Annotated in this window: 20 protein-coding genes, 1 tRNA gene and 2 pseudogenes; 4 read left to right on the forward strand and 19 right to left on the reverse strand. The window is 72.4% G+C overall.

What is annotated here, in order from left to right:
* Window positions 1-206: pseudogene (locus HHX30_RS31830) on the forward strand (hypothetical protein); the annotation flags it as partial.
* A gap of 62 nt (window positions 207-268) precedes the next feature.
* Here the strand turns inward: HHX30_RS31830 and HHX30_RS31835 are convergent.
* Both HHX30_RS31835 and HHX30_RS31840 read right to left on the reverse strand, forming a co-directional pair.
* Window positions 269-935, reverse strand: a pseudogene (locus HHX30_RS31835) (phosphotransferase family protein).
* A gap of 9 nt (window positions 936-944) precedes the next feature.
* Window positions 945-1,787 (reverse strand): fused MFS/spermidine synthase, encoded by an 843-nt coding sequence (locus tag HHX30_RS31840; RefSeq protein ID WP_311922956.1) that lies wholly within the window; start codon window positions 1,785-1,787, stop codon window positions 945-947.
* A gap of 32 nt (window positions 1,788-1,819) precedes the next feature.
* On the opposite strand from HHX30_RS31840, the gene HHX30_RS31845 reads away from it, so the two are divergent.
* A complete protein-coding gene (locus HHX30_RS31845) occupies window positions 1,820-3,475 on the forward strand; it encodes a penicillin-binding transpeptidase domain-containing protein (RefSeq protein ID WP_169986616.1) in 1,656 nt (551 codons plus the stop codon).
* Between the two features lie 5 nt (window positions 3,476-3,480).
* Here HHX30_RS31845 and HHX30_RS31850 read toward each other — a convergent pair whose 3' ends face one another.
* Window positions 3,481-3,927 carry an Lrp/AsnC family transcriptional regulator gene (locus tag HHX30_RS31850; protein WP_169986619.1) on the reverse strand — a complete coding sequence of 149 codons (447 nt, stop codon included), beginning with the start codon at window positions 3,925-3,927 and terminating at the stop codon, window positions 3,481-3,483.
* Entirely contained in the window at window positions 3,924-5,279 is a 1,356-nt protein-coding gene (locus HHX30_RS31855; RefSeq protein WP_169986621.1) for a transaminase, read from the reverse strand. Before HHX30_RS31855 ends, HHX30_RS31850 begins: the two co-directional genes overlap by 4 nt.
* A gap of 320 nt (window positions 5,280-5,599) precedes the next feature.
* Here HHX30_RS31855 and lat point away from each other — a divergent pair, with 320 nt between their 5' ends.
* Window positions 5,600-6,889 carry an L-lysine 6-transaminase gene (lat, locus tag HHX30_RS31860; protein WP_169986623.1) on the forward strand — a complete coding sequence of 430 codons (1,290 nt, stop codon included), beginning with the start codon at window positions 5,600-5,602 and terminating at the stop codon, window positions 6,887-6,889.
* Here lat and HHX30_RS31865 read toward each other — a convergent pair.
* The 12 genes from HHX30_RS31865 to HHX30_RS31920 form a co-directional block, all read right to left on the reverse strand.
* Window positions 6,878-7,105, reverse strand: a complete 228-nt coding sequence (locus HHX30_RS31865; RefSeq protein WP_169986625.1) for a response regulator transcription factor — start codon at window positions 7,103-7,105, stop codon at window positions 6,878-6,880. The two genes, lat and HHX30_RS31865, sit on opposite strands and share 12 nt — an antisense overlap.
* A gap of 99 nt (window positions 7,106-7,204) precedes the next feature.
* On the reverse strand, window positions 7,205-9,487 hold the full coding sequence (locus HHX30_RS31870; protein ID WP_169986626.1) for a penicillin acylase family protein: 2,283 nt from the start codon (window positions 9,485-9,487) through the stop codon (window positions 7,205-7,207).
* A 9-nt stretch (window positions 9,488-9,496) separates the two neighbouring features.
* Complete coding sequence (locus HHX30_RS31875; protein ID WP_169986628.1) at window positions 9,497-11,728, reverse strand: FtsX-like permease family protein; 2,232 nt, start codon at window positions 11,726-11,728, stop codon at window positions 9,497-9,499.
* Entirely contained in the window at window positions 11,725-12,405 is a 681-nt protein-coding gene (locus tag HHX30_RS31880) for an ABC transporter ATP-binding protein (protein WP_169986630.1), read from the reverse strand. The genes HHX30_RS31875 and HHX30_RS31880 overlap by 4 nt, the downstream gene beginning before the upstream one ends.
* On the reverse strand, window positions 12,402-12,926 hold the full coding sequence (locus HHX30_RS31885) for a PadR family transcriptional regulator (RefSeq protein ID WP_169986632.1): 525 nt from the start codon (window positions 12,924-12,926) through the stop codon (window positions 12,402-12,404). The genes HHX30_RS31880 and HHX30_RS31885 overlap by 4 nt, the downstream gene beginning before the upstream one ends.
* 92 nt (window positions 12,927-13,018) lie before the next feature.
* Window positions 13,019-13,094 (reverse strand) — tRNA-His (locus HHX30_RS31890).
* A gap of 82 nt (window positions 13,095-13,176) precedes the next feature.
* A complete protein-coding gene (orn, locus tag HHX30_RS31895; RefSeq protein ID WP_169986634.1) occupies window positions 13,177-13,773 on the reverse strand; it encodes an oligoribonuclease in 597 nt (198 codons plus the stop codon).
* 33 nt (window positions 13,774-13,806) lie between these two features.
* Window positions 13,807-14,853, reverse strand: coding sequence for a DUF2510 domain-containing protein (locus HHX30_RS31900; protein ID WP_169986636.1), 1,047 nt, complete (start codon window positions 14,851-14,853; stop codon window positions 13,807-13,809).
* A gap of 19 nt (window positions 14,854-14,872) precedes the next feature.
* Window positions 14,873-16,210, reverse strand: a complete 1,338-nt coding sequence (locus tag HHX30_RS31905) for a hypothetical protein (protein ID WP_169986637.1) — start codon at window positions 16,208-16,210, stop codon at window positions 14,873-14,875.
* Between the two features lie 85 nt (window positions 16,211-16,295).
* Window positions 16,296-17,795: a serine/threonine-protein kinase gene (locus HHX30_RS31910; RefSeq protein ID WP_169986639.1), complete on the reverse strand. Its 1,500-nt coding sequence runs from the start codon at window positions 17,793-17,795 to the stop codon at window positions 16,296-16,298.
* A gap of 123 nt (window positions 17,796-17,918) precedes the next feature.
* On the reverse strand, window positions 17,919-20,168 hold the full coding sequence (locus HHX30_RS31915) for a serine/threonine-protein kinase (RefSeq protein ID WP_211592863.1): 2,250 nt from the start codon (window positions 20,166-20,168) through the stop codon (window positions 17,919-17,921).
* 71 nt (window positions 20,169-20,239) lie between these two features.
* Window positions 20,240-20,875, reverse strand: coding sequence for a pyridoxamine 5'-phosphate oxidase family protein (locus tag HHX30_RS31920; RefSeq protein ID WP_169986641.1), 636 nt, complete (start codon window positions 20,873-20,875; stop codon window positions 20,240-20,242).
* Window positions 20,876-20,942: 67 nt separating this feature from the next.
* Here HHX30_RS31920 and HHX30_RS31925 point away from each other — a divergent pair, with 67 nt between their 5' ends.
* On the forward strand, window positions 20,943-22,328 hold the full coding sequence (locus HHX30_RS31925; RefSeq protein ID WP_249350674.1) for a PLP-dependent aminotransferase family protein: 1,386 nt from the start codon (window positions 20,943-20,945) through the stop codon (window positions 22,326-22,328).
* Here the strand turns inward: HHX30_RS31925 and HHX30_RS31930 are convergent.
* From HHX30_RS31930 to HHX30_RS31940, 3 genes are all read right to left on the reverse strand, one after another.
* Window positions 22,306-22,845: a hypothetical protein gene (locus tag HHX30_RS31930; protein WP_169986645.1), complete on the reverse strand. Its 540-nt coding sequence runs from the start codon at window positions 22,843-22,845 to the stop codon at window positions 22,306-22,308. The two genes, HHX30_RS31925 and HHX30_RS31930, sit on opposite strands and share 23 nt — an antisense overlap.
* A gap of 197 nt (window positions 22,846-23,042) precedes the next feature.
* Window positions 23,043-24,725 carry a sigma factor-like helix-turn-helix DNA-binding protein gene (locus HHX30_RS31935; protein ID WP_169986647.1) on the reverse strand — a complete coding sequence of 561 codons (1,683 nt, stop codon included), beginning with the start codon at window positions 24,723-24,725 and terminating at the stop codon, window positions 23,043-23,045.
* Window positions 24,726-24,868: 143 nt separating this feature from the next.
* A complete protein-coding gene (locus HHX30_RS31940) occupies window positions 24,869-26,533 on the reverse strand; it encodes a substrate-binding domain-containing protein (RefSeq protein WP_311922957.1) in 1,665 nt (554 codons plus the stop codon).
* Between the last annotated feature and the right edge of the window lie 86 nt (window positions 26,534-26,619).

A 26,619-nucleotide genomic window follows, 5' to 3' on the forward strand; every position in this document is an offset into this window, starting at 1 on the left:
CGCTCCCGGCCACCAGGTGCCAGATCGACCACGCCGACAACTGGAGCACCGGCGGCCTGACCGACCTCAAACTGCTGGGCCCGGCCTGCCAGTTCCACAACCGCGACCGCTACCAGCACCCCGACCGTTACACCCGCCACAAGACCGGCAAAGACCGCTGGGCCTTCACCTACCACCCAGCCCGAACCAGGCGGGTCCGGGAGTGACGACCACGACGACACGAGGCGGGTTGATGCTGTGGCCGGAAGCGTTCTCCCCGGGGAGGAAGTCAGCGGTAGCCGGTCAGTCCGTCCGCCAGTTGTGCTTCGTCGCCGTCCCGCTGCGCGGACAGGGCCTGCTGCAGCGCGAAGGTGGCGCGAATCATGGCGATGCGGGTGGTCATCGTGCTGTCCGACCAGCCGCCCAGTGCGAGCAGCCGATGCAGGAAACGCGTGCCGTAGCTGGCGTCAACGGCCGCCAGGTCCTCGGCGGGATCGCCGATCGTGACCTCATCCCAATCGATCACCGCGGTGAGCACCGGCAGTCCGTCGCGGCACTCCCACAGGACGTTCTCGGCGCCGAGATCACCGTGCACCACCGCGTGGGCGATGTGAGGAAGGCGGTCGAGTGCCGCGAGTTCCTGCTCGGCTCGTTGGCGCCCCTTGCCGGACATGAGCCCGAACAGTTCGGCGCGGACGTCCGCTGCGAACCGTCGCCACCGATCTTCCTGTGGTGCCGGCAGGGCCGCTCGCACCTTCTTCCCCGCACCGCCTGCCTCAGCGCCGATCCTGGCCAGTTCGGTCAGGAGCGGCCGCTGCCGTGCGAGGCAGGCACACGACACGGTCTGCACCGATCACTACCTGGTGGAACTGCCCGTGGCGGACGGTGAGATCGTCCGGTTCGACGCCCGGCAGCAGCCGGCTCAACAGAGCGCGATTCGCCTGGGTGATCTCCACGAGGGCCGGCTACTCGAACAGGCCGGGCGGGGGGACGGGGGCGAGGACGGCGTCGCCGTCGCGGATGGGAGCGGCCCCCGCGACCAGCCGGGTGAGGTCCTCGTCCGCCACGCACCGGGCCTGGGTGAGGCCGCCGGCCGCCTTCCTGGTCAATCCGTCGATCGGCAGGTCGCCGGGCGAGGCCGCGAGGATGACGTTGCCGAACCTGCGCCCGCGCAGGATGCCGGGCTCGGCCAGCAGCGCGACGTGCGGGAAGACGCGGCTCACCGTGGAGGCGACCCGCTTGACGAAGGGCAGGCCCTTGCCGTCCGCCACGTTGATCAGCGCCGTGCCGGAGGGGCGCAGTACGCGCGCGATCTCCGCCATGTACTGGACGGTCGCGAGCTCGACCGGCATCGTCGCGCCCGTGAACGCGTCGAGCACGAACAGGTCGGCCGAGTCGTCCCCGAGGTCCGCCGTCGCCGCGCGGCCGTCCACGACCCGTACTTTCAGCCGGGGCACCGACTTGAGGCTGAGCTGGTCGCGCACGAGCTGGACCAGCGCGGCGTCCGGCTCCACCACGATGTGCCGGGAGCCGGGCCGCCGGGCGGAGATGTAGCGCGGGATCGTGCAGGCCCCGCCGCCGATATGGACGGCGTCAAGCGGGCCTTCGGGCAGGCAGTCGATCACACTTGCCATGAGCTGGGTGTAGGAGAAGTCCAGATAGGTGGGATCGGTCAGGTCCACGTACGACTGGGGGACGCCGTCCCTGATAAGCATCCATCCGTCCGGCCGGTCGAGGTCGCGCAGGAGCTCCACCTCGCCGAAGGTCACCGGGTAGCGGCCTGGCAACGGTTCTCTGCTCCTTGCCACCTATGGCTCCTTTCGCGTGATATGAGAACCGTATGCGGAACAGGGCCCTGCTCGCCCTCGTCATGGTCGCCGCGGCCATCTTCGTCTTCGGCGTTGTCGGACTCATTGTGTCCGGCAGGCAGGAGCCGAGCTCGGACTTCGTCGCCGCGCCGCGGGGGACACTCGCACCCGCCGGCCCGCAGACGCTCCAGCTCCGTCCCGAGTCATCTCCCGAGCCGTCCCCCGCGGGCTCCCCGGAAGGCTCTCCGGACGAGACGGCCGCCGCCTATTTCCAGGCCTGGGTCAAGGGCGACTACGACGCCATGCACGACCTGGTCGACGAGCCCCCCGACGACTTCGCGGACCAGCACCGCGCGTTCGAGGACGCCGCTCTGTCCGGCTCGCTGCGGATCACGGTCGGCGACATGGTCCGCACCGGGGACGAGACGGCCGAGATCCCGTTCACGCAGGAGCGGGACGAGCAGGACGCCGGCACCTGGCGATTCGACTCCAGCCTGCATCTCGCCGTACGGGACCTCACCTGGAAGGTGCTCTGGACGCCTGCCGTCCTGCATCCGGAGATCCAGCCGGGCGGCAGTCTCGTCAGGACCGCGCCGGAGGTGGGACCGCTGCAGCCGGTGACCAGGGGAGGGCGGGAGTTCCCGCGGAACTCGGGCGCCGAGGCGTACCTCGAGAACCTGGTGAAGCAGGGAGTGGCGCCCGCGACGGGTGTGGCCGTGGGGTGGGCGCTGGAGGTCGACAATCCGGGCCTGCCGTCGAAGACCGTCCTTTCGTACAAGCCGGACAAGCGGCCGGCCGGTGTACGGACCACGATCGACTACGCGACGCAGGCCGCGGCGGCCCGGGCGCTCGACGGCGTGCAGCGCGGCGCCATCGTGGCCATACGTCCGTCGACGGGGGAGATCCTCGCGGTCGCCGACCGCCTGGGCGGCCGCGGGGCGTTCGAGCGAAAGTACGCCCCCGGCTCGACGTTCAAGACGATCACGGCGGCGGCGCTGCTGAACAACGGGCTGTCCCCGGACAGCACGGTGGACTGCCCGGCGGCCTACCAGATCCCCATGAACCGGTCGATCCACAACTATCGCAACGAGAACCACGGGACGGTCACGCTGCGGCAGGCGTTCGCCCTGTCGTGCAACACCACGTTCGCCCGGCTGACGATCGAGCGGCTGAGCAGTGACACGCTGGTCGAGCAGGCCAAGGCGTTCGGCTTCGCGGTGGAGGGGGAGAGCGGCGGCATGAGCACGTGCGGCAGCCTCCGGCGGCCGGAGAACCCGGACGCGCTCGCCGAGGACTCCTTCGGCCAGGGCACGGTCGAGGCGACCCCGCTCTGCATGGCGTTGGTCGCCGCCGCCGTGGAGAGCGGCGAGTGGCGGCCGGCCCGCCCGCTGGCGGACGAGGAGCAGCAGGGGGAGCTGCCGCAGAACGTGCCGCTGCCGTCGAACGTGGCGGAGGGGCTGCGTTCGCTGATGGGCGCGGTCACGGTGGACGGGACCGCCGCCGGTTCCGGGCTTCCACAGGGGGTCGCGGGCAAGACCGGCACCGCCGAGGACGGGCAGGGCGGGCAGGACCACGCCTGGTTCATCGGCTACCGGGGCGACCTCGCCTTCGCCGTGTTCGTCGAGCACGGCGGCACCGGCCGCGGCGCCGCCGTGCCCATCGCCGCCCGTTTCCTGAAGGGCCTGTAGGACCCTCAGACGCCCGGCCAGGCGAACCGGTGGGTGTGGATCCCGAAGTAGGTGAACGCCTCGGCCCGGGTGACGCCCGGCACCCGCTTGACGTGGTCGTTGAGCACGGTGAGAAGCTCGGCCGGCTCCCGGCACACCACCTCGGCGAACAGGTCGAACGAGCCCGCCGTGAGCACCACGTAGATCACGCCGGACAGCTCGCTGATCCGGTCGGCGACCTCGTGCACGTCGCTGTCGACGCGGACGCCGATCAGCGCCATGACCGGCAGGCCCAGCGCCATCGGGTCGGTGACGCCGACGATCTGCACGACGCCCTCGTCGCGCAGCCGCTGCACGCGTTGCCGTACGGCGGGCGCCGACAGGCCGGTGGCCTCGGCGAGCGCGGTGTAGGAGGCCCGGCCGTCCCGCTGCAGCTCGCGCAGCAGGACCCGGTCGACCTCGTCGAGGGTCATGAGACCAGGTCCGCCACGGCCGCGGCGAACACCTCGTGGTGGAGGTCCACGTCCGCCTCGGTGGTGGCGGGCGACATCAGCGCCATGTTGTGGAACGGCGTGAGCAGCACGCCCCGGTTGGCCAGGTAGACGTGCAGGTAGTCGTCCAGGTCGGGGTCGCCGGCCGCGTTCGACTCGCCGCCGTTACGGGGGGCCGGGCTGGTGAAGCGGTACTCGGCGCGCGCACCGAGCCGGGTGACCGACCACGGCAGGCCGTGCTCGTCGATCACCTCCTGGACGCCCTTGGCGAAGCGGGTCGCCAGCTCGGTCATGGCGGCGAACGCGTCGTCGGTGAGCACGTGCTCCAGCGTCGCGCGCATCGCGGCGACCGACAGGGCGTTGCCGGCCAGCGTGCCGCCGACCCCGCCCATGTCGACCAGGTCGAGGCCCTCCATCGCCTCGATGCGCGCCGCGACCTCGGCGGACAGGCCGTACCCGCCGCTGGGGATGCCGCCGCCGATCGCCTTGCCGATCGTGACGATGTCGGGGTGCAGGTCCCAGGCCTTCGTGCAGCCGCCCGGTCCCGCCGAGAGGGTGTGCGTCTCGTCGTTGATCAGCAGGCTGCCGTATCGCCGCGTCAGCTCCCGCACGCCCTCCAGGTAACCCGGCTCGGGCAGCACGATCCCGATGTTGGTGAGGGCGGGCTCCATGAGGACCGCCGCGACGTCGCCGTACGCCAGTTCGCGCTCCAGCGAGGGCAGGTCGTTGAACTCGACGACGCGCGAGGTGGCGGTGGGGTCGACCGGCGCGCCGACGTTGCCTTCACGGGAGACCTGCTCGCCGTCCGGGCCGACCACGATCAGCACCTCGTCGACACTGCCGTGGTAGCAGTAGCTGTTCACGAGGATCTTGGGCCTGCCGGTGATCGCCCTGGCCAGCCGGATCGCCCACCGGTTGGCGTCCGTGGCCGTCAGCGAGAAGCTCCAGTAGGGCAGGCCGAACCGCCGGCCCAGCTCGGCGCCGACCCAGGCGGCGTCCTCGGTCGGCATCATGACCGTGGCCCCGCCCAGCCGGCCGAACCGGTCGGCCACCGCCTCCACGGTCGCACGAGGCGAGTGTCCCGCCATCGCGCCCGTGTCGCCGAGGCAGAGGTCGACGTACTCGTGGCCGTCCAGGTCGGTGACGCGGGCGCCGTGCGCCTCGGCCAGGTACAGGGGGAAGCCCGCCGCCGTCTTGTTCATCCACGTCATCGGCACGCCGCCGAACAGGTGGCCTCTCGCCTGCTCGTACGCGGCGGCCGAGCGCGGGTTGCGCTCCCGGAACGCGCCGCGCTCGCGGTCGAGGAGCCGGGCCAGGCGAGTACGGTCGATCATCATCCCTGCCTCAGAAAAGATCGCTGATATCCGTGCAGTGCCACGGAATCTGAAGCAAAGGTACACAAACGGGTCCGAATCGTCATCCAGGACCGCGAGCCGCCGATCTGGTTGTGGACCAGCCTCTCGGGAATCACGTTCACGGTGGGGCTGATCTGGATGTTCACCCGCAGGCCGCCCGTGATGAGCTTCTCGGACGCCGAACCTACCCTTACGGACTGAAAGATGTCCTTCGAAGGTGCTATCTGGGCGAAAACTATTCACATAGATGGCCGTGTGTGAGGGAATCATCTCGTTTCCCAGTATGACGCGGAGGCGAAATGGACCCCACCGCCGTACACGACGCCCTCGCACGGCACCTGCTCGTCGACGGTTACCGTCTGGTGCTCGACCTGGACAGGAGCGCCGGCTCCTGGCTGGTCGACGCCCGCGACGACCGGAGGTATCTGGACTTCTACACGTTCTTCGCGTCGTCGCCGCTCGGGGTGAACCCGTTCGCCGACGACCCGGAGTTCGTCGCACTGCTCGGCCGGGTGGCGGCCAACAAGCCGGCCAACTCCGACATGTACACCGTCCACCTCGCCGAGTTCGTGGAGACGTTCCGGCGCGTGCTCGGCGACCCCGAACTGCCGCACCTGTTCTTCGTCGAGGGCGGGTCGGCGGCCGTGGAGAACGCGCTCAAGTGCGCCTTCGACTGGAAGAGCCGCTGGAATGAGGCCCACGGCCGCCACCCCGGCCTCGGCACCCGCGTCCTCCACCTCACCCGGGCCTTCCACGGCCGCGGCGGCTACACGCTCTCGCTCACCAACACCGACCCGGTAAAGACCGACAGGTTCCCCCGGTTCTGCTGGCCGCGCATCGACGTCCCCGCCATCCACCTCGGGAACGTCGAACGGGCCGAGAGGCGCGCGCTGGCGCAGGCCAGGGAGGCGTTCGAGCGGTTCCGCCACGACATCGCCTGCTTCATCGCCGAACCGATCCAGGGCGAGGGCGGCGACAACCACATGCGTCCCGAGTTCCTCCAGGCGATGCAGGCGCTCTGCCACGAGTACGAGGCCCTGTTCGTCGTGGACGAGGTGCAGACCGGCGTCGGCCTGACCGGCACCCCCTGGGCGTACCAGCAGTTGGGGCTGGCTCCCGACATCGTGGCCTTCGCGAAGAAGGTCCAGGTCGGCGGCATCATGGCGGGCCGCAGGGTGGACCTCGTGCCCGACAACGTGTTCCGGGTGAGCGGCAGGATCAACTCCACCTGGGGCGGCGGCCTGGTCGACATGGTCCGCTCCCGCCGCCTGCTGGAGATCATCGAACGGGACGGCCTGATCCCCAGGGCGGCCATCCTGGGCGAGAAGCTGCTGGGGGCCCTGCGGGGACTGGAGGCCGACGGCCTGGTCGTCAACGCCCGCGGCCGCGGGCTCATGTGCGCCTTCGACGTCCCCGACCCCGGAGGGCTGGTCTCCCGGCTCAGGGAGGAGCACGCGATCCTGGTGCTGCGCTGCGGCGAACGGTCGGTGCGGCTGCGCCCCGCCCTGTCCGTCCAGCCCGACGAGCTCGAGTACGGGCTCGCCGGACTGCGCGCCGCTCTGCTCGGATCCGGCCGGTCACTGCCCTGAGGAGGGCTCGGCCTCGCCGCGCCAACGGCAGATCGCCCTGACCCGCGACTCCACCCCGAGCTTGGCGTAGATGCGGTTCACGTGGTTCTTCACGGTTTTCTCGCTCAGGAACAGCCGCTGGGCGATCTCGCCATTGGAGTGACCGGTCGCGATCAGCTCCATGACCTCGGTCTCCCGCTTGCTCAGCCCCATTGCGGTGCGGTCGTCGATTCTCATCCGGCCTCCGTCGAAGACGTCAGAGATCGCCGAGGCCCCCGCACGGCGGTTGTGAGCGAGAGCATAACCCGCAATATCCACCTTTGGGGCAAAGAGTGCTTACTTGCCCGCGTCAACGCCGCCACGGACCGTGACGGTCCTGAGACGCGGATCGGCGGCGATCTCCGCGGCGGTGAAGCGCTCGGTGACCCACCCGCCGCGCGAGAACAGGGCCGTCTGGTCAGTGTGATGCGGCGAGGCGGGGTTGGCGGACAAGGAGTAGGTGAGGACGGTGCGCGCACGCGGCCCACCGGGGGTGAGTTCGACGGCCATCATGAAGCTGGAGCCGGTGTCCACCTCCGGGTAGCGTCCGTCCGCGCCCAGTGGTCCGCGCATGCGCACCCGGTCGAAGCAGCCCTCCCCTTCCGTGCAGCCGGGAATCGGGATGGAGGAGTAGCTCTGCGCCTGCCCGGGAGTGAGTGTCAGCGGGATCCGGTTGGACCGGAAGAACAGCACGGCGTCGGCGAGGGCCTGCCGTACGGCGGGGTCGTTCTTGAGGCCGCGAGGGGTGGTCAGCGGGCGCGCGGGGTCGAACGGCACCCGCCACATGGGACGACCGAGCCGGGCGAAGAACTCCCGCCACAGGACGGCGCCCTCGCCGTCCAGGGTGGCGCGCCCGTCCCACTTGCCCAGCGTCCGGCAGGCCTCGCGCACGTCCGCCCAGGAGTCGGTACGGCACATCTTCAGCAGGTCGTCGCGCATCAGCTCGAAGGTGAGGTTGCGCTTGCCGTGCACCGTGGCCTGCAGCGTCTCCAGCGTGAAGCCGGGCGCGCCGAGCCCATCGGCCCCGGACAGCCGCTGAGCGATCATGTCGAGGCCGACCCGGGGGCGCGGCTCCAGGTCCGTGCCCGTCTCGCCGTACGCCTTGGGATAACCAGTGAGCGGCTTGTCCGGGTTCGTCATCCAGTAGGTGTTGTTGGAGTTGGCCACGTAGTCGGCGCGGACCAGCTTCGGCTGGCTGCCGGGCCCGAAGATGCCCGGCACGACGGCGTCGCCGTCCCTGCCCCACAGGCACGCGGAGGTCGCACCGTCCAGCACGTACGCATCCAGGCCCGGGACGGGCGAGGGCTTGGCGCAGCGCTTCGCTTCGGCGTCGCCGACGTGGGGGACGACCGAGGTGTCGGCGAAGTAGGCGGTCCCGCCCGCGTCGGTGGCGAGGGTGTGGACGAACGGCATCCCCTGGTAGGTCCGCTGGGCCGCGCGCAGCTCGTCGACGCTGCCCGCCCTGGCCATCGCCAGCCATTCGTCGGCCGCCCGCAGGTTGGCGGCGTTCGCGTCGGCCAGCGCGTACGCGGCCTCGTCGGTGTGCCCAACTGCGAGCACCGGGCCGTAGCGCGAGGTGAGGAGTGTGTGGGCGGAGACGGTGCCGTCCGGCAGCGTGACCTCCACCTCCTGCTCGCCCATCGGCTCCGCCCGGCCGTCCACCGTGTAGCTGTGGCCGTCCGCGAGTGCCAGCCGGTAGACGGTGAAACGCTGGGCGTGGGAGACGGTGTGGGTCCAGGCGACCCTGGCGTTGTGGCCGATCTGGACGACCGGTGTGCCGTACAGGCTGCCGCCGGAGACGTCGAGCACGCCGGGGATGGTGAGCTGGACCTGGTAGAAGCGGCGGATCCCCTGCCAGGGGAAGTGCGGGTCGGCCAGCACCATGCCGCCGCCCCCGCGGGTGGCCTGACGGCCCAGGGCCCAGGCGTTGCTGCCCGCCGCGGGCTTGGGCTGCGGCGGCCTGTCTTCCGGAGGTCCCGCGTCCTCGGGTCCGGCGATCCCGGTGACGGCCTCCTTGAGCGGCGAGCTGGAGAGCATCCGGCTGAGGTCGAGCAGGTTGTGCCACATGTCGCCGGCGGTGATCGGGCCGACCCAGGCCTTGCCCCGGCAGGTGGGGTCGGGCAGGTTCGCCACGCCGGTGTCCGCGAGGTAGCGGTTGTACCCGGCGACGTAGCCATCGACCAGGCGGCGCAGCTCGTCGCCTGGGCCGATCGGCGCGGGCCGGGCCAGCAGCCGCCGTACGACGCCGGAGTCGGCGACGCTCTTGTAGTACACGTCGCTGGCGAGGTTGGCGACCGGGCGGACCGGGTCGTCGGACTCGGCCTCGGGGCCGAAGTAGCGGGACCGTTCGCCGCGCAGCGTCACCACCCAGGAGGCCAGCGTGCACAGGTTGTCCTGGGCGAAGGCGTAGCCGTACCCGAATCCGAGGTCGCCGTAGTCCTCGGCGGTGATGTGCGGGATGCCGTACTCGGTGCGCCGGATCGTGGCTGAATAACCTCCGTCGGCCGCCTCCGCCGCGGGTACGGCCGCGACGGCGGGGGCGAGTAACGCCAGCGCGATCACCAGTGGTCTGAGCTTCATCGGGGGCTCCTATTCGAAACGCGCGTTGTCGGGCGCGGTCATGCGCCGCAGCAGCGGCAGCGTCGTGAGGATCACCAGGAGAGAGGCGGCCAGGCCGCCGCCGAGGGAGGCGAAGTAGACGGGTCCCGGCATCGCGGACGCCGCGCTCTTCATCGCGAGGGCGTCGAGGAGCGGCTCGGCCACGCCGAAACCGGCGGCGGCCGCGAGCGCGGCGGCCAGCGCGAGCGGCAGCGCCGACTCCAGCAGCACCACCGCGGCCAGGGTGCGCGTGGGCGTGCCCGCCAGCCGCAGCAGGGTGAACGGCCGCCTGCGATCCACCAGCCCGCCGCCGGCCGCCACCACGAGGCCGCAGGCGCCGGCCACCAGGGTGAGCCCGATCACGGCCAGTGCGATGTTCTCCGCCCGGACGTACAGGTCCGCCCTGACCCGGGCGACCTCGGCGAAGGTCATCGGCGCTTCGACGGTGTAACCGGCCAGCAGGGTGCGCAGCCGCTCCAGCGCCGCCGGATCACGTGTACTGATCATGACGGCCGCCAGGTCGAGCCCGTCGGTGGAGGAGGCGGGCGGGCTGGCCGGGCCCGCCAGCGGAAGGAGCCTGTCGACGGTGAGGGGGTTGTCGGCGCCGACGATGCGGGCGAAGTTGCCCGCAACGGCGCGAGCGCTCCTGCCGTCGATCTTCACAGGGCAGCGGCCGAGCACGGGGAAGCGGGCCAGCCCGGCGCACTCGACGACGTACGGCGCGGGCGGCGGGCCGTCGGGCCGCGGGGGGACCTTCTCCACGTCCGCCCTTGCGTAGATGGGCAGCACCTCCACGCCCGGGTGGGCGCGCAGCCGGGCGAGCAACTCCGTTCCCGCACGCGGGGACAGGCCGGAGACGCCCGGCCGGGCGAACGAGGCGCCCAGGACGTCGTTGAGCGCGCCGCCGGCCACCTTCTGCTGGCCGGCGACCACCGCCGGCACGAGGGCCGCGATCGTCGTCCCGATGAACACCGCCAGCACCAGCCCGCTTACCGACCTGAAGGCGGTCTTCGGGTCGGCGGCCAGGCGCCGCGCGGCCAGCAGCGTCGCCCCGCCCCGGGTCAGCCGGGCGGCCAGGCGCGCGGCGACCATGGTCAGCCAGGGCCCGGCCAGCATCAGCCCGATCATGATCAGCGCGAGCGCGACGACGGCGAGCAGCTCGTCGGGCTTGCCGTCCCGGTACACCGGGCCCGCGAACAGCCCCAGCCCCGTCAGCAGCGGGATCACCCGCCACGCTCTCGGCGGGGACGCGGAGGTCCTCCTCGCCACGCCGAGCGGCGAGATCCGCACCCGGCGCAGCGACCACAGGGCGGCGCAGGCCGCCGCGACCGGCACGCCGCCGAGCACGGCCGCGTACTGCCAGAGGTGCGGGGCGACCAGCTCGGGGAAGAACCGGGCGCCGGTGATCCGCACTCCGGCCACGGCCGGCCGTACGAGCTGGAAGATCGCGAGACCGGCCAGCGCGCCGGCCAGCGCGCCCAGCGCGGCGTCCACCGCCGCGAGCACGTTGATCTGCCGCGTGGTGGCGCCGACCAGGCGGATGGCGGCGAAGCGGGTCTCGCGGCGAGCGGCGGCCAGCCGGGTGGCGGTGCCCACGAGCACCAGCAGCGGGACGATCAGTCCGACGGCGGCGACGGCGAAGCCGAACCGGTAGACGTCCGCGCCGTCGTCGGCCGCGGGCTCGGCGTCGATCACGTCGACCTGCCTGGCGCCCGGCATGGCGGCGACCTGATCCGGCGTCCGTCCCACCACGATGACCAGCTCGTCGGGCCCGGACAGCGCCGCGTCGCCGATCAGCCCGGCGCGCGTGCCGGGGAAGCGGGCGCTCAGCTCCTCACGTGGGCCCGAGTCGAGCAGAGCGGCCAGCGCGGGCGAGGCGTAGTACTGCCCCGGGCCGGGCATGCGGGACAGACCGGGAATGACCGGCGCCCGCGTGCCGAGCGCGGCGGCGTCGAGCCTCCTGATCGTCCGGCCCCCGTAGAAGTCCTCGCGGTAGCTCCACAGCGCGCCGTCGGCCGTCGCGTCGAGGGCCCAGCCGCTGGGCGCCGAGCCGTTCACGCACTCCCAGCAGGGACGCTCGCCCGTGGCCTGGAAGGCGTTGAACAGCGACAGCGTGGCCAGCAGCACCGCGACGCCGGCCGCCACCCCGGCGACGATCAGCGCCAGCCTGGCCGCCGCCTCCCTGCCGCTGCTCAGCGACAGCCGCAGGCCCAGCCGGATCATCGGACGGCCCCGGTGACGTACGGATCGCAGACCCGGCCGTCGCGCACCATGACCTCCCGGTCGGCGCAGGCGGCCACCCGGGCGTCGTGGGTCACCACGATCACGGTGGCGCCCTCCTCGCGGGCCAGGCCCACCAGCAGGTCCATCACGTGCTCGCCGGTGAGCGAGTCGAGCGCGCCGGTCGGCTCGTCGGCGAAGACCACGCGCGGCCGGGTGACCAGCGCTCTGGCGATCGCCACGCGCTGCGCCTGCCCGCCGGACAGCTCCCCGGTGCGCCGGCCGCCGAGGTCACCCAGCTCCAGTCGCTCCAGCCATTCGGCCGCCCGCCGCTCGGCGTGTTTTCTCCTGGTACGGCCCAGCAACAGCGGCAGCATCACGTTGTCGGCGGCGGTCAGCTCCGGCACGAGCTGGCCGAACTGGAAGACGAAGCCGAAGGCGGTGCGCCGCAGCTCGCTGCGGCGGCCGTCGTCCAGGGTGTCCAGGCGGCGGCCGTCGAACCAGATCTCGCCACTGTCCGGCGCGAAGATGCCGGCCAGGCAGTGCAGCAGCGTCGACTTGCCCGATCCGCTCGGCCCCATGACGGCCAGCACCTCGCCCGCGGCCACCGACAGGTTCGCCTCCCGCAACGCGGGCGTGCTGCCGTAGGAGCGGCTGACCTCCCGAGCCTCGATGATCATGACGCCCGCACCGTCTCGGCCAGCGCTCCCAGGCGGGCCTGGGTGACGTCGATCCACCGCAGGTCCGCCTCCAGGTGGAACATGGCGTGGTCGGCCAGCAGGGCGTCGGTCAGGGAGCCGCCGCGCTTGACCTCCGCCAGCTCCCGCATGCGCCGCATGTGCGTGGCGCGCTGCGCGTCCAGGTAGCCGGCCGCGTCACGGCCCAGCATCAGCGCCAGCACGACCTTGGTGAACAACACCGTCTGCAGGTACGGCTCGGCCGCGACCGGCTCGGCCAGCCAGGTGGCGACCTCCTGCCTGCCCAGGGGGGTGATGGCGTAGCGCTTGCGCTCCGGCCCGTCGCCCGGTTCGCTCTGCCCGGTGACCTTGCCGTCCCTGGATAGGCGGCCGAGCGTGGAGTACACCTGCCCGAAGGGCAGCGGTCTGCCCCGGCCGAAGAAGGTGTCGTAGTCGCGTTTCAGGTCGTAGCCGTGGCTCGGCTCCCGCTCCAGCAGGCCGAGCAACGCGAGGGGAACAGTCATGATCCGAGACTATACGCTGAAGGTATACACCCGGAGGATACGTACGAATAAAAAACGAGCGGCCGGTCCGCTGGGACCGGCCGCTCGCCGTCTGGGGTGAGTGATGGGACTTGAACCCACGACATCCAGGACCACAACCTGGCGCTCTGCCAGCTGAGCTACACCCACCATGTCCGCCGTTCGAGGCGTACGAAGAAAGTGTAGCGGCATTTTGGAGTCCTCCGCGCCCCAATAACGCCGCGTGCGGAGGTCAGGGGCCGGAGACGGCCTCCGCGACCTCCCGGGCGGTGGCGGAGTCGGGGCCGGGCTGCGGCACGAAGACCGCGGCGCGGTAGTAGCGCAGCTCCCGGATGCTCTCGGTGATGTCGGCGAGCGCGCGGTGCCCGCCCTGCTTCTCCGGTGAGGCGAAGTAGACCCGGGGGTACCAGCGGCGGGCCAGCTCCTTGATCGACGACACGTCGACCATCCGGTAGTGCAGGAACGCGTCCACCAGCGGCATGTCCCGGGCGATGAAGGAGCGGTCGGTCGCGATGGAGTTGCCGCACAGCGGCGCCTTCTTGGCCTCGGGCACGTGGGAGCGGATGTAGTCGAGCACGACGGCCTCGGCCTCCGCCAGGGTCACCCCCGTCGCGAGGGCCCGCAGCAGGCCCGAGGCCGTGTGCATCTCCCGCACGACCTCGGACATCTGCTCCAGCGTCTCTGCGGGGGGCTTGATGACGACGTCCACGCCCTCATCCAGCTGGTTCAGCTCGCTGTCGGTGACTATGCAGGCCACCTCGATCAGCGCGTCGCGGCCGAGGTCGAGCCCGGTCATCTCACAGTCGATCCAGACCAGCGGGTCAGTCATGGCTCAAGAGTAATGCTCATGCCTAATGGGGCGTCACTGAGATTGGAGCGAGTCCTCCACGCGCTTGATGACCGACTGGTCCAGGTTGTCCGGCACCGAGATGTACAGCATCGCGGGACGGGCGTTCTGGCCGCGGTCCACGAGGACGATCGCGCCCTTCTCCTTCTTCCACTTCAGGCTGTTGGCCTCGGCGACCTTGGTGAAGTCCATCTCGAACTCGATCACCCAGCCCTGCTTGCCGCTCACGGTCGTCGCCTCGCTGCGCAGCACCTTGCGCTCGTGCTGGATGCCGTAGAAGAGCGGGTCGTAGGCGAGCAGCAGCGTCTGGGAGAGCTGTCCGAAGCTCTGCGGGCCGCTGTAGGGGAAGATCTGGGGCACCTCGGCGGTGTAGACGCTGCCCACCCAGTCGCCGCCCCTGCCGTCGTAGTTCGCCTGGGACGTCATCTGGCAGCCGCTCGTCCACAGCGGCATCCTCGGGTCGGACGGGTCGTTGACGTTCTTCGACTCCGGCACCTGCCACTGGTCGCCCGGGTACGCGTACGACAGGCCGGTCGCCGGGTCCTGGATGCGGTCACCGGACGGCTGGGGGAGCTGGGGCAGCGGCGGCGCGGACTGCTGCGGCTCCGGCTGGGGCGGCACGGTCTGGTCGAGCTGTGGCGCCGTCGCGGTGATCTCGGGCCGGGCGACGACCGAGCCGGCGCGGTCGCGCAGGAGGATGACCGCGCCGCCGATGACGAGCGCGAGCACGACCACCGCGGCGACGCCGCCCACGATCCACGGCCAGACGGGCGCCTGACGCCGCGGTGCACCGAAGTCGGGCGTGGGAAGCTGCGCCGTCTGGTTCGGGGGACCCCACGGTGCCCCCGGCTGCTGGAACTGGGCCTGCTGAAACTGGGCCTGCTGGAACTGCGGCTGTGACTGGAACTGTGGCTGTGGCTGCGGCTGTGACTGCGGCTGGGGCGGGGCCCCGGCCTCCTGCTCGGGCGCGTGGGTGGCGTCGGTCCACTGGGTGCCGTCCCACCAACGGAGGAGAGGGGAGCCGTACGGGTCCGGATACCAGCCGGCGGGGGTCGTCGTCATGCGCGCCACACTAATGAAATCAGCATTTGTAGGTGAAACTTGCCTTGTCCTGGATTGGTTTCCCGGTCGTCGTGGGGGACAGGACCCGCAGCGTGGCCGTGCCCTTGAACGATCCCGATCCGGTCACCTTCCAGTGCAGGGGAAGGTTCACCGACGTGTCTCCCGAGGAGATCCGTTGCTCCTGCTCCAGCGGCTTGCGGTCGTCGCTGCGGATCCAGAGGTAGCGGATCGTCCCGGCCTCGCCGTTGGTCGTGACGACGCCCGTGAAGTCGGCTCTGCCGTCGCAGCGCACCGTCTTCTTGGGCGCCTTGACGTCGACGCCGCTCACCGCGAGCGACGCGGCGGGCGGCTGGCGCAGCCACAGGATCACCGCGGCGATCAGGATCGCCAGCAGCACGGTGCCCGCCCATGCCGTCGTACGCTTGCGGCGCCGGCGGGGAGTCGCCTCACGGGCCTGGGTGGCCGTGACGGCCGCGGCGGTCTGCCCGGACCGCCAGATCTGCGCCGCCGTGGTCTCGGTGGGCACTCCCGGCCCGAACCGCATCATCACGTCGCCGGGGTCGTCCACCGTGCCGGGCAGGTCGAGCAGGGTCACGGCCTCCCCGTAGGGAGAGCCGGCGGCCGCCGCGCCGACGGGGATCTCGGGGGACACGGGCGCGTGGAGGCCGCGTGCGGCCCGCGCCAGCCCGTCCCGGCCCATGCCCGGGAACGCCGCACGCTCGGCGAGCAGGGTGTCCCGCATGGAGGCGAGCCCCTGGGCCGGGGCGGCGGCGGACGCCCACCGCAGTACCGCCGCGGCACGGTCCTGGGCGCCTGCGGCGGCCAGCGTGCCGGCGAGCGCGGCCCAGGCCGCGACGTCCTGCTCCGCGGACGCGTGCTCGCCCCGGATCGCCCGCAGCAGGCCGCGCTCGGCCAGCAGCACCGAGCCGTCCTCCCCGACGACGACCGTCCCGGGGTGCAGCGCGCCGTGGGCCAGCCCGGCGGCGTGCACGGCGAGCAGCGCCTGCGCGGTCTCCAGGAGAACGGTCCCCGCGCCGCCCGCGTCCAGCCGGTCGGCGGCCATCAGATCGCCGAGTGCCGTCGCCCCGGCCGTGATCAGCCAGACCTCGTCGCGCGCGGCCACCAGGTCGATCACGGGCAGCAGGCCGATCGGGCCACCCTGCTGGAGACGCACGTCGGCGCCGACGGCCGCGACGATCCGTTCGCGCGCCTGGGCCGTCGCGACGGCCCGAGGATCGAACCGCAGCACGCCGGACGGCCGCCCGTCGGGAGAGACGGCGTCCGCCCAGGTGCCGACCTCGCTGCTCCGGGTGCGGCCGGTGAGCCGGTGCCCCGCGACCGTCACGCCTTCACGCATCTACCGCCGCCTTCGGAGTCGTCCGCGCATGCGTCCATGGCCAGTGTGGCGGGAACGAGACCGGTCGTCACCACCCACCCGAGAGTCACTGCAGCGTGGGTTCATCAACCGGAGTCGGGGTCGGCTCGGAGTTGCTCTGCGTCGGCGAGGGCTGGGTGGAGGGCTGCGTGGGCGGGTTGCTGGTCGGGGTGGAGTTGGGCCGCTTGGTCGGGGTGTTCTTGGGCGGGTCCACCGTGACCGTGGGCTCCTCCGAGGGAACCGGCTTGGGCGAGGGCTTCGGCTTCTGCGTGGGCTTCGCGGTCGGCTTCGGCTTCGGCGAGGGGCTCGGCCTGCGGGTCGGCCGCTGGGTCGCGGTGGGCACGGCCGGCGGCTGCGACGCGCGCGGCATGGGCCGGCTGGCGGTCGGCGTCGGGCTGGTCTCCTCCGGCTCCTCGGTGGGCTCCTCGGAGGGTTCCTCCGCCGGGGGCTCGTCCGACTCGTCCTCGACGTCGATGGACGAGGGATCGACCTGGGGCGAGCTCGACGTCTCGATCGTCGTCCCCGCCTGCAGGGTGGTGCCGCTCACGGTCTGCACCAGCGCCACCGTCCCGCCCGCGATCACGACCATCCCGGCCAGGGTCAGCCCGATCTTCATGCGGGTCTGGGCCAGCAGGCCGCCGAGCTTCGTCTCGGCCAGCGCGGTGCCGGTCTCCGGAGCCTTCTCCTTGAGCGGGAAGAACGGCACGAGCAGCCCGGCGAGCGCGGCGAGCCGCCGCCGTCCGCGCTCCTCCCAGGCCGGGCCGTACGTGCCGGCGGCGACGGTCTCGAGCTCCCGCAGGAACTCCTCGACCGAGGTGTACCGGTCCTCGGGCCGCTTGGCCATGCCGCGCTCCACGAGGTCGCGCAGCGGGGGCGGCACCTCGTCGACCGGCGGAGGGGTCGCCTGGTGCTGTCGGGCCAGCGCGGCCATGTTCTGCGCCCGGAAGGGCCGGCCGCCGGTGAGGCACTCGAAGAAGACGACGGTGGCGGCGTAGACGTCGCTCGCCGGTCCGGCCTTTCCGCCCGCCCACTGCTCCGGGGCCATGTACGGCGGCGTCCCCGCCGCCCTGACCCCTTCGCCGGCCTGCGCCGCGATGCCGAAGTCGACGAGCTTGCTGATGCCGTCGGCCTCGACCATGACGTTCTCGGGCTTGTAGTCCCGGTGGACGATGCCGATGGAGTGCGCCGCGGACAGGGCGAGCAGCGAGCCCTTCAGCACGGTGAGCGCGGCCTCGGGCCCGGTCGGGCCCTCCGAGCGGAGCATCGCGCGCAGCGAGACGCCGTCGACGAGTTCCATGACGATGGCCGCCCCGCGTGCGGTCTCGACGTACTCGTAGAAGCGCACCGCGTGCGGGTGGGGGTCCATCGCCGCGAGCAGCCGAGCCTCGTGCCGGAACCGGGCGACGAAGTGGAGGTCCGCCATCATCTCGTCGGACAGGTACTTGATCGCCACCGGGAGGTCGTCGGCATCGTGCCGCGCGAGCACCACGCGCCCGGCGCCCCCCGTGCCGAGCTCACGAATCTCCGTGTAGCCGGGGACGCGCCAGGCGCCCGTCTGGCCGTGCATCACGGTCTGTCTCCTCATCGCCTGGGCCCCCGCCTAATGACGAGACCGTAGCTTAGTGATGACCTCGCGATTACGATGAAAAGTCACTATTTAGTCAGATGGGATTGTCAGGGATTGTCCGCGTCATTTGATGCAGGGATCCGTGTTCCGGGTGACCGTGGAGGCACCGCCCGCCGCGGCCGGTGAGGTCGACGCGGTGACCGCGTAGGAGTCGCAGGGCCAGCGGGAGTAGGTGTATGTGGCGGTGACCGTGTAGCCGGTCTTGCCCGACAGGTTGTAGGTCCTGGTGGCCGCCTTGGAGCCGCCCGTCATCCAGGCGACGTCCAGCCGCACCGCGGAGGTGTTGCCTGTGGTGACGGCGATGGTGGCCGTGGCCGTCGTCCCGCTGATGGACAGGCTCTGCACACGTACCTGGCTGACCGAGGCGGGGCAGGTAACCGTGACCGAACCCGACGCCGTGCCGTCCGGGGCCGCGGGGTCGGTCGAAGCGCTGAACGTGACGTTCTCACCGCAGGGACGGCTGGAGAAGGTGTACGACAGCGTCCGCGTGTAGGTCCTCGCTCCGGACAGGTGGACCGTCGTCGTGCCGCCGCCCGCGGAGGGCGCGGAGAACCGGCCGGTGAGGTCGACCTGGCCGGTGCCGTCGGTGGTCACCGTCACGGTGGCCGTCGCGACCCCGGCCGAGGACACGGCCGGTGTGCCGACCTTCACCGAGGTGACGGAGGTCGGGCACGCCGGCGCCTTCGCCGTGGCGACCTGGGCGCCGCCCGGCGCGGCCGGGCCGGTGGTGACGCTCATGCCCCAGGTGCCCGAGCAGACGCGGCCGAGGTCGCCGGAGAGGGTGCGGGTGTAGGAGGTCGCGCCGCTGAGGGTGAGCGTGCGGGTGGCGGTCACCGTGCCGTTCGCGGTGAAGCGCACGGTCAGCGTCACCTTGCCCGGTCCGCTGGTCCTGACGGTGACCGTTCCGGTGCCGGTCGCCTCGTCCTTACCGGCCCCGGCCTTGTACGACAGCCCGCCGACGTCCAGGTCCGAGACCTTGAGCGGCGCGGGAGAGGGCGACGGCTTGGGCGATGGCTTGGGCGTTGGGGTCGGAGACGGCTTCGGAGAGGTCTTGGGGGAGGCCTTGGGAGACGGCGTGGGAGACGGCTTGACCGAGGGCGCCGCCGAGGGGGATTCGGAGGAGGTGTCGTCCGGGCTCTCCTGCGGCGTCTCCTCCGGTGCCGCGGAGGGAGCTTCGGAAGGGCTCTCCTCCGGGCCGGCCGGAAACGCGGACGCCGTGGCGGGCACGCCCGTGTCCCCCGGTCCCGTGCTCTGGGACGCCGTGTCCTGCGACGCCGCGACGGTGCGCGTGCCGGCCGAGCCGAGGGCGTACGCGCCGATGCCGCCGGCCGCGACCACCATGAGCACGGCCCCGGCGGTGAGCAGGACGCCCCTGCTCCGCACCGACCGCAGCGCCGTGGTGAACAGCGAGGTGCCGGTCTCGGTGGGCCGCACCCGGTTCAGCGGGAACGCCGCGGCCAGGGCGGCGGCGAGCGCGGCCAGCCTGCGGCGGCCCCGCTCCTCCCACGCCGGGCCGTACGCCGCCGTGGCGGCCTCCTCCAGCTCGGAGACGAACGCGGCGGCGCTCGCCGGCCGCAACAGGGGGTCCTTCGCCATGCCGCGCGCGACCAGTTGCCGCAGCGGCGCGGGGATCTCCTCGACCGGCACGGGCGCGGTCATGTGCATGTGCCGCAGCACGACGTGCTCGGTCGCGCGGTAGGGCCGGTGCCCGGTCAGGCACTCGAAGAAGACCGCTGTGGCGGCGTACACGTCGGAGGCCGGGGAGGCGGCCGCGCCCGTCCACTGCTCGGGGGCCATGTACGGCGGGGTGCCGGCGGGGGCGGGGGCCCCTCCGGCCCGCACGGCGATGCCGAAGTCGGCGAGCTTGCTCGTCCCGTCGGTGGCGACCAGCACGTTCTCGGGCTTGTAGTCGCGGTGGACGACGCCGGTCCCGTGTGCGGCGGCCAGGCCGAGAAGGGAGCCCTTGAGGACGGCGAGCGCGGCCTCGGGACCGATCGGGCCCTGCTCGCGCAGCAGCGCGCGCAGGGTGGGACCCTCGACCAGTTCCATGACGATCGCGGCGCCCTGCCCGGTCTCCAGGTACTCGTAGAGCCGCACCACGTGCGGGTCGTCCAGCTCGACGAGCAGGCGGGCCTCCTGCCGGAAGCGGGCGACGAACCCCTCGTCCCGGCGCAGGTCCTCCGACAGGTACTTGATCGCGACCGTGGCGCCCGACTGCTCGTGGACGGCGAGGACGACGCGGCCGCCGCCTCCCGCGCCCAGCTCACGCGTCACCCTGTAACCGGGCACATTCCAGTGCTCGGCGGAACTCATGAGGCCTCCCCAGATCAATAGGTCGGCCACAGTTTCACTGAAACCGCTTGCAATCCGCTTACAAATACGGCTTATCGGTCTACGACATGTGCGGGAACGGGGATGCCGGGGGCGAGGCGCGGGTCGGGCTCCGGGGCGCCCCAGGCCACGGTGAGCGGCAGCACGCCCGCCCAGACCGGCAGGTCGTAGTCCTCGTCGTCGTCCTTCGGCGGTCCCTGCCGCACCTTCACCGACGCCTCCTCCAGCGACAGGGCGACGACGGCGGTGGCGGCGATCTCCTTGCGGTCCGGCAGGCGTACGACGTCCCACTGCCCGGGAGCGAGCTGCTCGGTGATGGCCCGCAGGCCGGCGAGCCGTTCCTCGGGGTCGTCCACCAGCCGGGCGAGGCCGTAGACCATGGCGGAGCGGTAGTTCACCGAGTGGTGGAACGCGGAGCGCGCGAGCACGATCCCGTCGAGGTGGGTCACGGTCACGCAGACCGGGGTGCCGAGCGCGGCGCGCAGCGAGGTCGCGCCGGTGGAACCGTGGAGGTAGAGCGTGTCGCCGATCCGCCCGTAGCCGGTGGGGACGACCATGGGGGACCCGCCGGCCAGCACGCCGAAGTGACAGATCAGGCCGGCGTCGAGGATCGCGTACAGGTCGGCGCGGTCGGTCCGCGCCCGTTCCTTCGCGCGGTTGAGGGTGGTACGGGCGGTTGTGGAGAGCATGTCCGTTACGTTAGGGCGAAGTGGACCGGCGGAACACGTCCACTCACGACCCATACGGGGAGACCACTTGCGTTCGACTATCGACGTGCCGCTGACGGTGGACCGCGAATCCGGGGTGCCGCTCGCCGTCCAGGTGGCCGCCCAGTTGCGGGAGGCCATGCGCACCGGCGGGCTCAGGGCGGGGGAGCGGCTGCCGTCGACCCGGGGGCTCGCCACCCTGCTCGGCGTCAGCAGGACCGTCGTGACCGACGCCTACCAGCAGTTGTACGCCGAGGGATGGCTGGACGGGCGGCACGGCTCGGGCACGTACGTGGCCGACGAGGCGCTGCCGTACGAGAAGGCCGAGGGCCGGGCCGTCCACGCGAACCGGGGCGGCCACCGGGAGGAGGCGCCTCCGGGGGTGGTGGACCTGCGGCCTGGGCGACCGTGGGTGCTCGGGTATGACACGGCGGCCTGGCGGCGGGCGTGGCGTTCGGCCGGCGAGCTCCCGCTGAACGCGTTCCCCGACCCCTACGGCCACCCGGAGCTGCGCGAACTGCTGGCCGAGCACCTGCGCAGGGCCAGGGCCGTGCCGGTGGGCGCCGGGAACGTCATGGTCACCAGGGGCACCGGGAACGGCCTGGACCTGATCGCGGCCACGCTGCTCGGCCCGGGGACCCGGGCCGGGGTGGAGGAACCCGGCTGGCGGGCGGCCCGGCGGATCTTCGCCTCCCGGGGCGCCGAGGTCGTGCCCTGCCCCGTGGACGAGCAGGGTGTGATCGTCGAGGCGCTCCCCGACGACCTGCGCGTGCTCTACACCACGCCCGCGCACCAGTTCCCGGTGGGCGGCAGGCTGCCGATCCCGCGCAGGGAGAAGCTGCTCGCCTGGGCGCGCAGGACCGGCGCGATCGTCGTCGAGGACGACTACGACGCCGAGTTCCGCTACGACGTCGCGCCGTTGCCCGCGCTCTACGGGCTCGATCCCGGGCGGGTGGTGCTGCTCGGCACACTGTCGAAGTCGCTCGGGCCCGACGTCGGGCTCGGCTGGCTGGTCGCCCCCGCCGGCCTGCTCGACGCCGTCGCGGAACGCCGGGTGCGCCTGGCCGACCGCACGTCGGGGCCGGTCCAGCGGGCCGTGGCGACCCTGCTGGAGCGCGGCGACCTCGACCGGCACCTGCGCAGGATGCGGCTGGAGTACGCCCGCAGGAGGGCGGCCATCGTCGAGGCGCTCGGGCCGTACGTGCGGGGTGACACGGCCGGTCTCCACGTCATGGTCGCCCTGCCCGCCGGCGTGGTCCCCGGCCTCGTGCGGCGGGCCGGGGAACGCGGCGTGCTCCTGGACACGACCGAACCGCACCACCACGGGCCGCCTCGGGTGCACGGCCTCGTGCTGGGCTACGGCTCGGCCTCCCGGGCCGACGTGCGGCGCGGGTGCGCGGTGATACGGGAGCTCATACCTCCTGAAGGAGCCTGAACTCGCTTCCGGGCAGGGGGACTTCCAGGTTGAGCGCCTCCTCGCCGATGATGCGGGCGATGTCGATCGACCCCGGGTCGCCCTCCCTGCTGCCGGGCACCTGGGAGTGGCCGAAGTGCCCGCCCCGCGCCCACAGCCGCTTGTTGCGCTCGGCGGCCACGGAGTGCGGGTAGGGCAGCGGGGGGCCGGCCGGCCAGCGGCGTGGCACCCCCCAGGAGTCGAGCCAGGCCAGGATGTCGTCCAGGCCGTCGAGCTTGGTGTCGGTGAACGGTTCCCTCGCCGAGCCGATGACTTGGATCTGCACGCAGACCCGTCCGTTCCTGCCGCGGTCCGCGGTGAGCCCGCCGGCCGCCCGGGTGGGCGGCAGCGACTGGACGATCTCCCCGGTCACCGGGTTCCACACCAGGTGGGAGGGCCGGTGGAGCTGGATCAGCCGCTGGGCGACGGACCTGGCCGAGACCCCTTGGGGATCGGCGGGCCAGATGAACCAGACGGTCCTCGGGGCTCCTCCGAGCATCGCTCCGGAGTCCCCGGGGGAGGGAAGTCGGCTTGCGCCGGGCAGCCATGCTTGGGCCACAATGCCCCCTCAAATCCTCGGTCGCGTCGTTTTTCCCCTTCCAAACTTCCGCTGACACCTGGCTACGCCGGATTGTTACTGGCGGGTGCCAATCTTCCAACGAGGGTGTAACAAATGGTGATGCTGTGACGGATGCGTCACGGTGAGGGACTCGCCGCGGTGTCGACCGCCGGAGGCGGGCTGCCGTCGGACCTGCCCGGGGGCTCGGCCGTGGGACCGCTACCGGAGCCCGAGGTCGGGTCGGGCACCGGGTCGGCCTCGCCGGTCCCCTCCTGGCCGTCCCAGGTGACCCGGCAGGAGGGCCGGCCCGCCGAGGACTGGAAGGTCACCACGCCCGTGCCCGCGACCCCCGGATCGACGACGGCGAGCACCACCCGGCCGCTCGCCCCCGCGCGGAGCCTGCCGTGCCGGGGCGAGACCGCGATCCCGCCCGAGGTGCTGGCCGTCCACTCGATCACGGCGTCGCGCGCGGCCAGCGTGACCGACGTGCCCGCGGCCGTGCCCAGGTCTCCGGGGCACAGCGCCGTCAGGGCCGGCCGGGGCGCGCGCGGCGTACGGGTGGGAGTCGGCCGCGACCGCCCCGAGGGTGCGGTGGTGTGGGACGGGGCGGTCGCGGCCGATTGGGGGGGATCGTCCTGTGGGGTCGGCGTGTCGTCGGCGGGCGTCGGGGTGGCCTGGTCGAGGGGCGGGTCGAGGGGCGGGTCGCTCTCCTCCGGGCCGAGCACCAGGTCGCCGGGGGCCGGATCGCCGGGGGTCGGGTCCCCCGGGGCCGCCGTCGGGGGCATGCGTATCGCCTCGAGGTGCTCGGCCGGCGCCTGCCCCGAGACCAGCGCGAGCCCGCCCGCCGTGCCGAACACGCAGACGGCGGCGAGCATGACGGGCGCGGTCCGCAGCGGGCGGGAGCGGGCCCGTCCGCGCCGTGCCCGTGCCGCCGGCTGCGCGGCCGCGGGGAAGCCGCGCCGGTCGAGGAGAGCGGTGGCGCCGTCGTGGGGGTCGGCGCGGAGCGCGGACTCGATCACCCGGCGGCGCAGCGACAGCGGGGGGAAGGCGACGGGGATCATGTCGAGCAGCCGCCCGGCCGACACGTGCCTGCCCCGGCCCTCGCGGCAGATCTCGCAGCCCGCGATGTGCCTGCTCAGGCGCTTGCGCAGGGGAGCAGCGAGGGGACCGTCCTGCCAGCTGGCGCCCACGCCGTGGTCGACCAGCGCGGACAGCTCGGGGCAGTGGGCCCGGCCGGCCCTGGCCAGCACGAGGGCCGCGGCGGCGTTCTCCAGGTGGTCGCGGGCCCGGGTGAGCCGAGCCGACACCTGCCGGGAGGCGAGCCCGAGGACCGAAGCGATCTCGGCCGCCGTCAGGCCGTGCCGCAGGGCGAGTTCGAGCGCCTCGCGCTCATGGTTGCCGAGCTCTCCCAGCGCCTCGCGGACCAGCGCGGCGAGCGGGGGATCCGCGGACTCCTCCACGGTGATGACCGGTCCGGTGCCGTCCTCGCCGTCCCGCGCGGTCTCTCTCCGGGTGGCCCCTCGTTGAGTGGCCCCTCGTTGAGTGGCGCTGTGGAACCGGGTCAGCGCGTACAGCCACGCCCGCAGCCGGGTGGGCTCCGTCAACCGGCCGGCGGAGCAGGAGGCGGCGACGAGCGCGTCGTGCACCGCCCGGGCCGCGGCGTCCAGGTCGCCCAGCAGCGCGTACGCGTAGTCGCTCAGCCGGTCGGCGTACGCGTCGTACAGCGCGGCCGGGGCCTGGGCGTCGGTGCCGCCCCCGCGCCGCAGCGCCTCCAGCAGTCGGTGGTCGTCGGCTCTCCCGACGCCGGGCCATACGGGCAACGAACATTCCTCCCCGTGTGACGGAACCTGGTCTCGCCGGTCCCCACACGAGTGGGACGCCGTCCCCGCTGGCGTCGTTTACGGGTCGCGCGGTCATGCCCAACGGGCATGACCTGCGAAAACGGGTGCCTGAGGGACTCTTGCTACTGGAGTCGCCGTGCGATGCCCTTGAGGAAGATGTTGCGGATCTCCAGAACCGTCTGCGGGAAGTAGGCGGCGCCGCCGGTCGCCTTCGCGATGGAGGTCATCTGCGTCCGGTCTTCGTCCTTCTGCGTGTTGAACGAGATGATCAGGAGGCTCACCGGCCGCTTCGGGTCGAAGGCGCCCTTCAGCTTCTGCAGGATCTCGCTGTTGGAGATGCCGCCGTTCGGGTCGTCGTTGCCGACCCCGTCGGTGAACAGCAGGATCGTGTTGACCTTGTCGGGCTCGTACTCCTTGGTCATCTTCTGGTACGCGGCCCACAGGGTGTCGTTCAGGCCGGTGTTGCCCGTGGGAATGGCCTTCGCCTGCCGCAGCGCCTGGGCGATCACGTCGCGGCGGGTCACCCCGTTGATCTGCTGGGCCAGCGGCCCGATCTGCACGACGGGCTTCCAGTCGACGCCCTCGCCGCGCAGGTTGTCGGAGAAGGCCCAGATGCCGATCTCCGCCTTGTCGGGGAACAGCTTCAGGCCCTCGATGCTGATGTCGGTGATCGCGCGCATCCGGGTGACGCCGGTCTTGTCGGCGGGCAGCGCCATGGTCCCGGAGATGTCGATCAGGGCGAGCATCTTCGTGCCGAGCTTGATCTGGTGCCAGGCCTGGGACAGGCGGGTGACGGTCGCGGTGTCCGGCAGCGGGATCGCCGCCGGCTTCTTGGCGTTCACGCCGTTGTCGGGCTTCAGCAGGCCGCCGCCCGCGCCGTCGGGCGTGCGGAAGCCGTAGTCCTGGACCGTCTTCCTGCCGTTGGGCGAGGTCATCTCGGTCGCCAGGGCCTGGGCGGCCTTGCGCGTCGCGGAGTCCTTCGCCGTGACGATGATCGGGTAGTCGAGGCTGATCGTGCCCTCGGCGGGATACAGCGCGACCGCCGGGTTCGAGGGGGTCGTCGTCGTGTTGTACGACCACACGGCCTGCTCGGACGTCACGCCCACCGGGATGCGGGCGGCGGCCTTGGTCAGCGTCGCGAACATGCTGTCGGGCGTGGACACGGTGGACTCCGACAGCCGGCGCAGCACGCCGACGAGCGTCTCCTCGTTGCCGCCTCCCTGCTTGAGCACGGCGGCCCCGGCCAGCAGCGCGCCGAGACCGGCGGCGTTCTGCGTGGGGTCGAGCGCGAGCACGCGCACCTTCCGCGCCAGGCCGTCGGGGTTGGCGGCGTTCGCCGCGCTCATCAGGCCGGTCCAGCTCGGGCTGAAGGCCGACTGGAGCTTGTCCGCGCCGGCCTTGGAAGCGGCCAGCACGACGGGTGTGCTGGCGGCGTTCCCGGCGGGCTCGGGCGCGTTCTTGACGCCGCTCAGCCACAGGCTGGAGTCGGGGATCCACAGGTCGGGGTTCAGCTTGCCGCTGGTTGGGCCGGTGCCCGCCATCGCGTTGGCGACGTCGGCCGGCTCGGCGGCCTTGACCGTGACGGCGACGCACTTGCCGTCGACGGCCCGGCCCGACTTGCCGAACCTGGTGGCGATCTTCTGGACGGCCGGGTGGATGTCGGGTGAGGCGACGACGGAGAGCTTGACTTTCTCGCCCGCGCAGCCCGGGCCCTTGTTCACCACCACGTACGCCGCGACGCCGAGGAGCACGGCCAGGGCGACCGCGCCGGCCAGCGGGACGAGCACCGTCCCGCGCCCCGCCCGCCGCCGCGGCGGTGGCTCGAACTGGGGGTCTGAGCCGCCATCGAGTTCGTCTGTGCGGTGCCGTCCGC

This window comes from Microbispora sp. H10836, from assembly GCF_012999525.1.
In the GTDB taxonomy this organism is placed as follows: domain Bacteria; phylum Actinomycetota; class Actinomycetes; order Streptosporangiales; family Streptosporangiaceae; genus Microbispora.

What these genes read in the sequence shown, in the direction of transcription:
- HHX30_RS31845 (WP_169986616.1), top strand. Translation starts at nt 1,820, where the DNA reads ATGCGGAACAGGGCCCTGCTCGCCCTCGTCATGGTCGCCGCGGCCATC.
- HHX30_RS31850 (WP_169986619.1), bottom strand. Translation starts at nt 3,927, where the DNA reads ATGACCCTCGACGAGGTCGACCGGGTCCTGCTGCGCGAGCTGCAGCGG.
- HHX30_RS31855 (WP_169986621.1), bottom strand. Translation starts at nt 5,279, where the DNA reads ATGATCGACCGTACTCGCCTGGCCCGGCTCCTCGACCGCGAGCGCGGC.
- lat (WP_169986623.1), top strand. Translation starts at nt 5,600, where the DNA reads ATGGACCCCACCGCCGTACACGACGCCCTCGCACGGCACCTGCTCGTC.
- HHX30_RS31865 (WP_169986625.1), bottom strand. Translation starts at nt 7,105, where the DNA reads ATGAGAATCGACGACCGCACCGCAATGGGGCTGAGCAAGCGGGAGACC.
- HHX30_RS31870 (WP_169986626.1), bottom strand. Translation starts at nt 9,487, where the DNA reads ATGAAGCTCAGACCACTGGTGATCGCGCTGGCGTTACTCGCCCCCGCC.
- HHX30_RS31875 (WP_169986628.1), bottom strand. Translation starts at nt 11,728, where the DNA reads ATGATCCGGCTGGGCCTGCGGCTGTCGCTGAGCAGCGGCAGGGAGGCG.
- HHX30_RS31880 (WP_169986630.1), bottom strand. Translation starts at nt 12,405, where the DNA reads ATGATCATCGAGGCTCGGGAGGTCAGCCGCTCCTACGGCAGCACGCCC.
- HHX30_RS31885 (WP_169986632.1), bottom strand. Translation starts at nt 12,926, where the DNA reads ATGACTGTTCCCCTCGCGTTGCTCGGCCTGCTGGAGCGGGAGCCGAGC.
- orn (WP_169986634.1), bottom strand. Translation starts at nt 13,773, where the DNA reads ATGACTGACCCGCTGGTCTGGATCGACTGTGAGATGACCGGGCTCGAC.
- HHX30_RS31900 (WP_169986636.1), bottom strand. Translation starts at nt 14,853, where the DNA reads ATGACGACGACCCCCGCCGGCTGGTATCCGGACCCGTACGGCTCCCCT.
- HHX30_RS31905 (WP_169986637.1), bottom strand. Translation starts at nt 16,210, where the DNA reads ATGCGTGAAGGCGTGACGGTCGCGGGGCACCGGCTCACCGGCCGCACC.
- HHX30_RS31910 (WP_169986639.1), bottom strand. Translation starts at nt 17,795, where the DNA reads ATGCACGGCCAGACGGGCGCCTGGCGCGTCCCCGGCTACACGGAGATT.
- HHX30_RS31915 (WP_211592863.1), bottom strand. Translation starts at nt 20,168, where the DNA reads ATGAGTTCCGCCGAGCACTGGAATGTGCCCGGTTACAGGGTGACGCGT.
- HHX30_RS31920 (WP_169986641.1), bottom strand. Translation starts at nt 20,875, where the DNA reads ATGCTCTCCACAACCGCCCGTACCACCCTCAACCGCGCGAAGGAACGG.
- HHX30_RS31930 (WP_169986645.1), bottom strand. Translation starts at nt 22,845, where the DNA reads ATGCTCGGAGGAGCCCCGAGGACCGTCTGGTTCATCTGGCCCGCCGAT.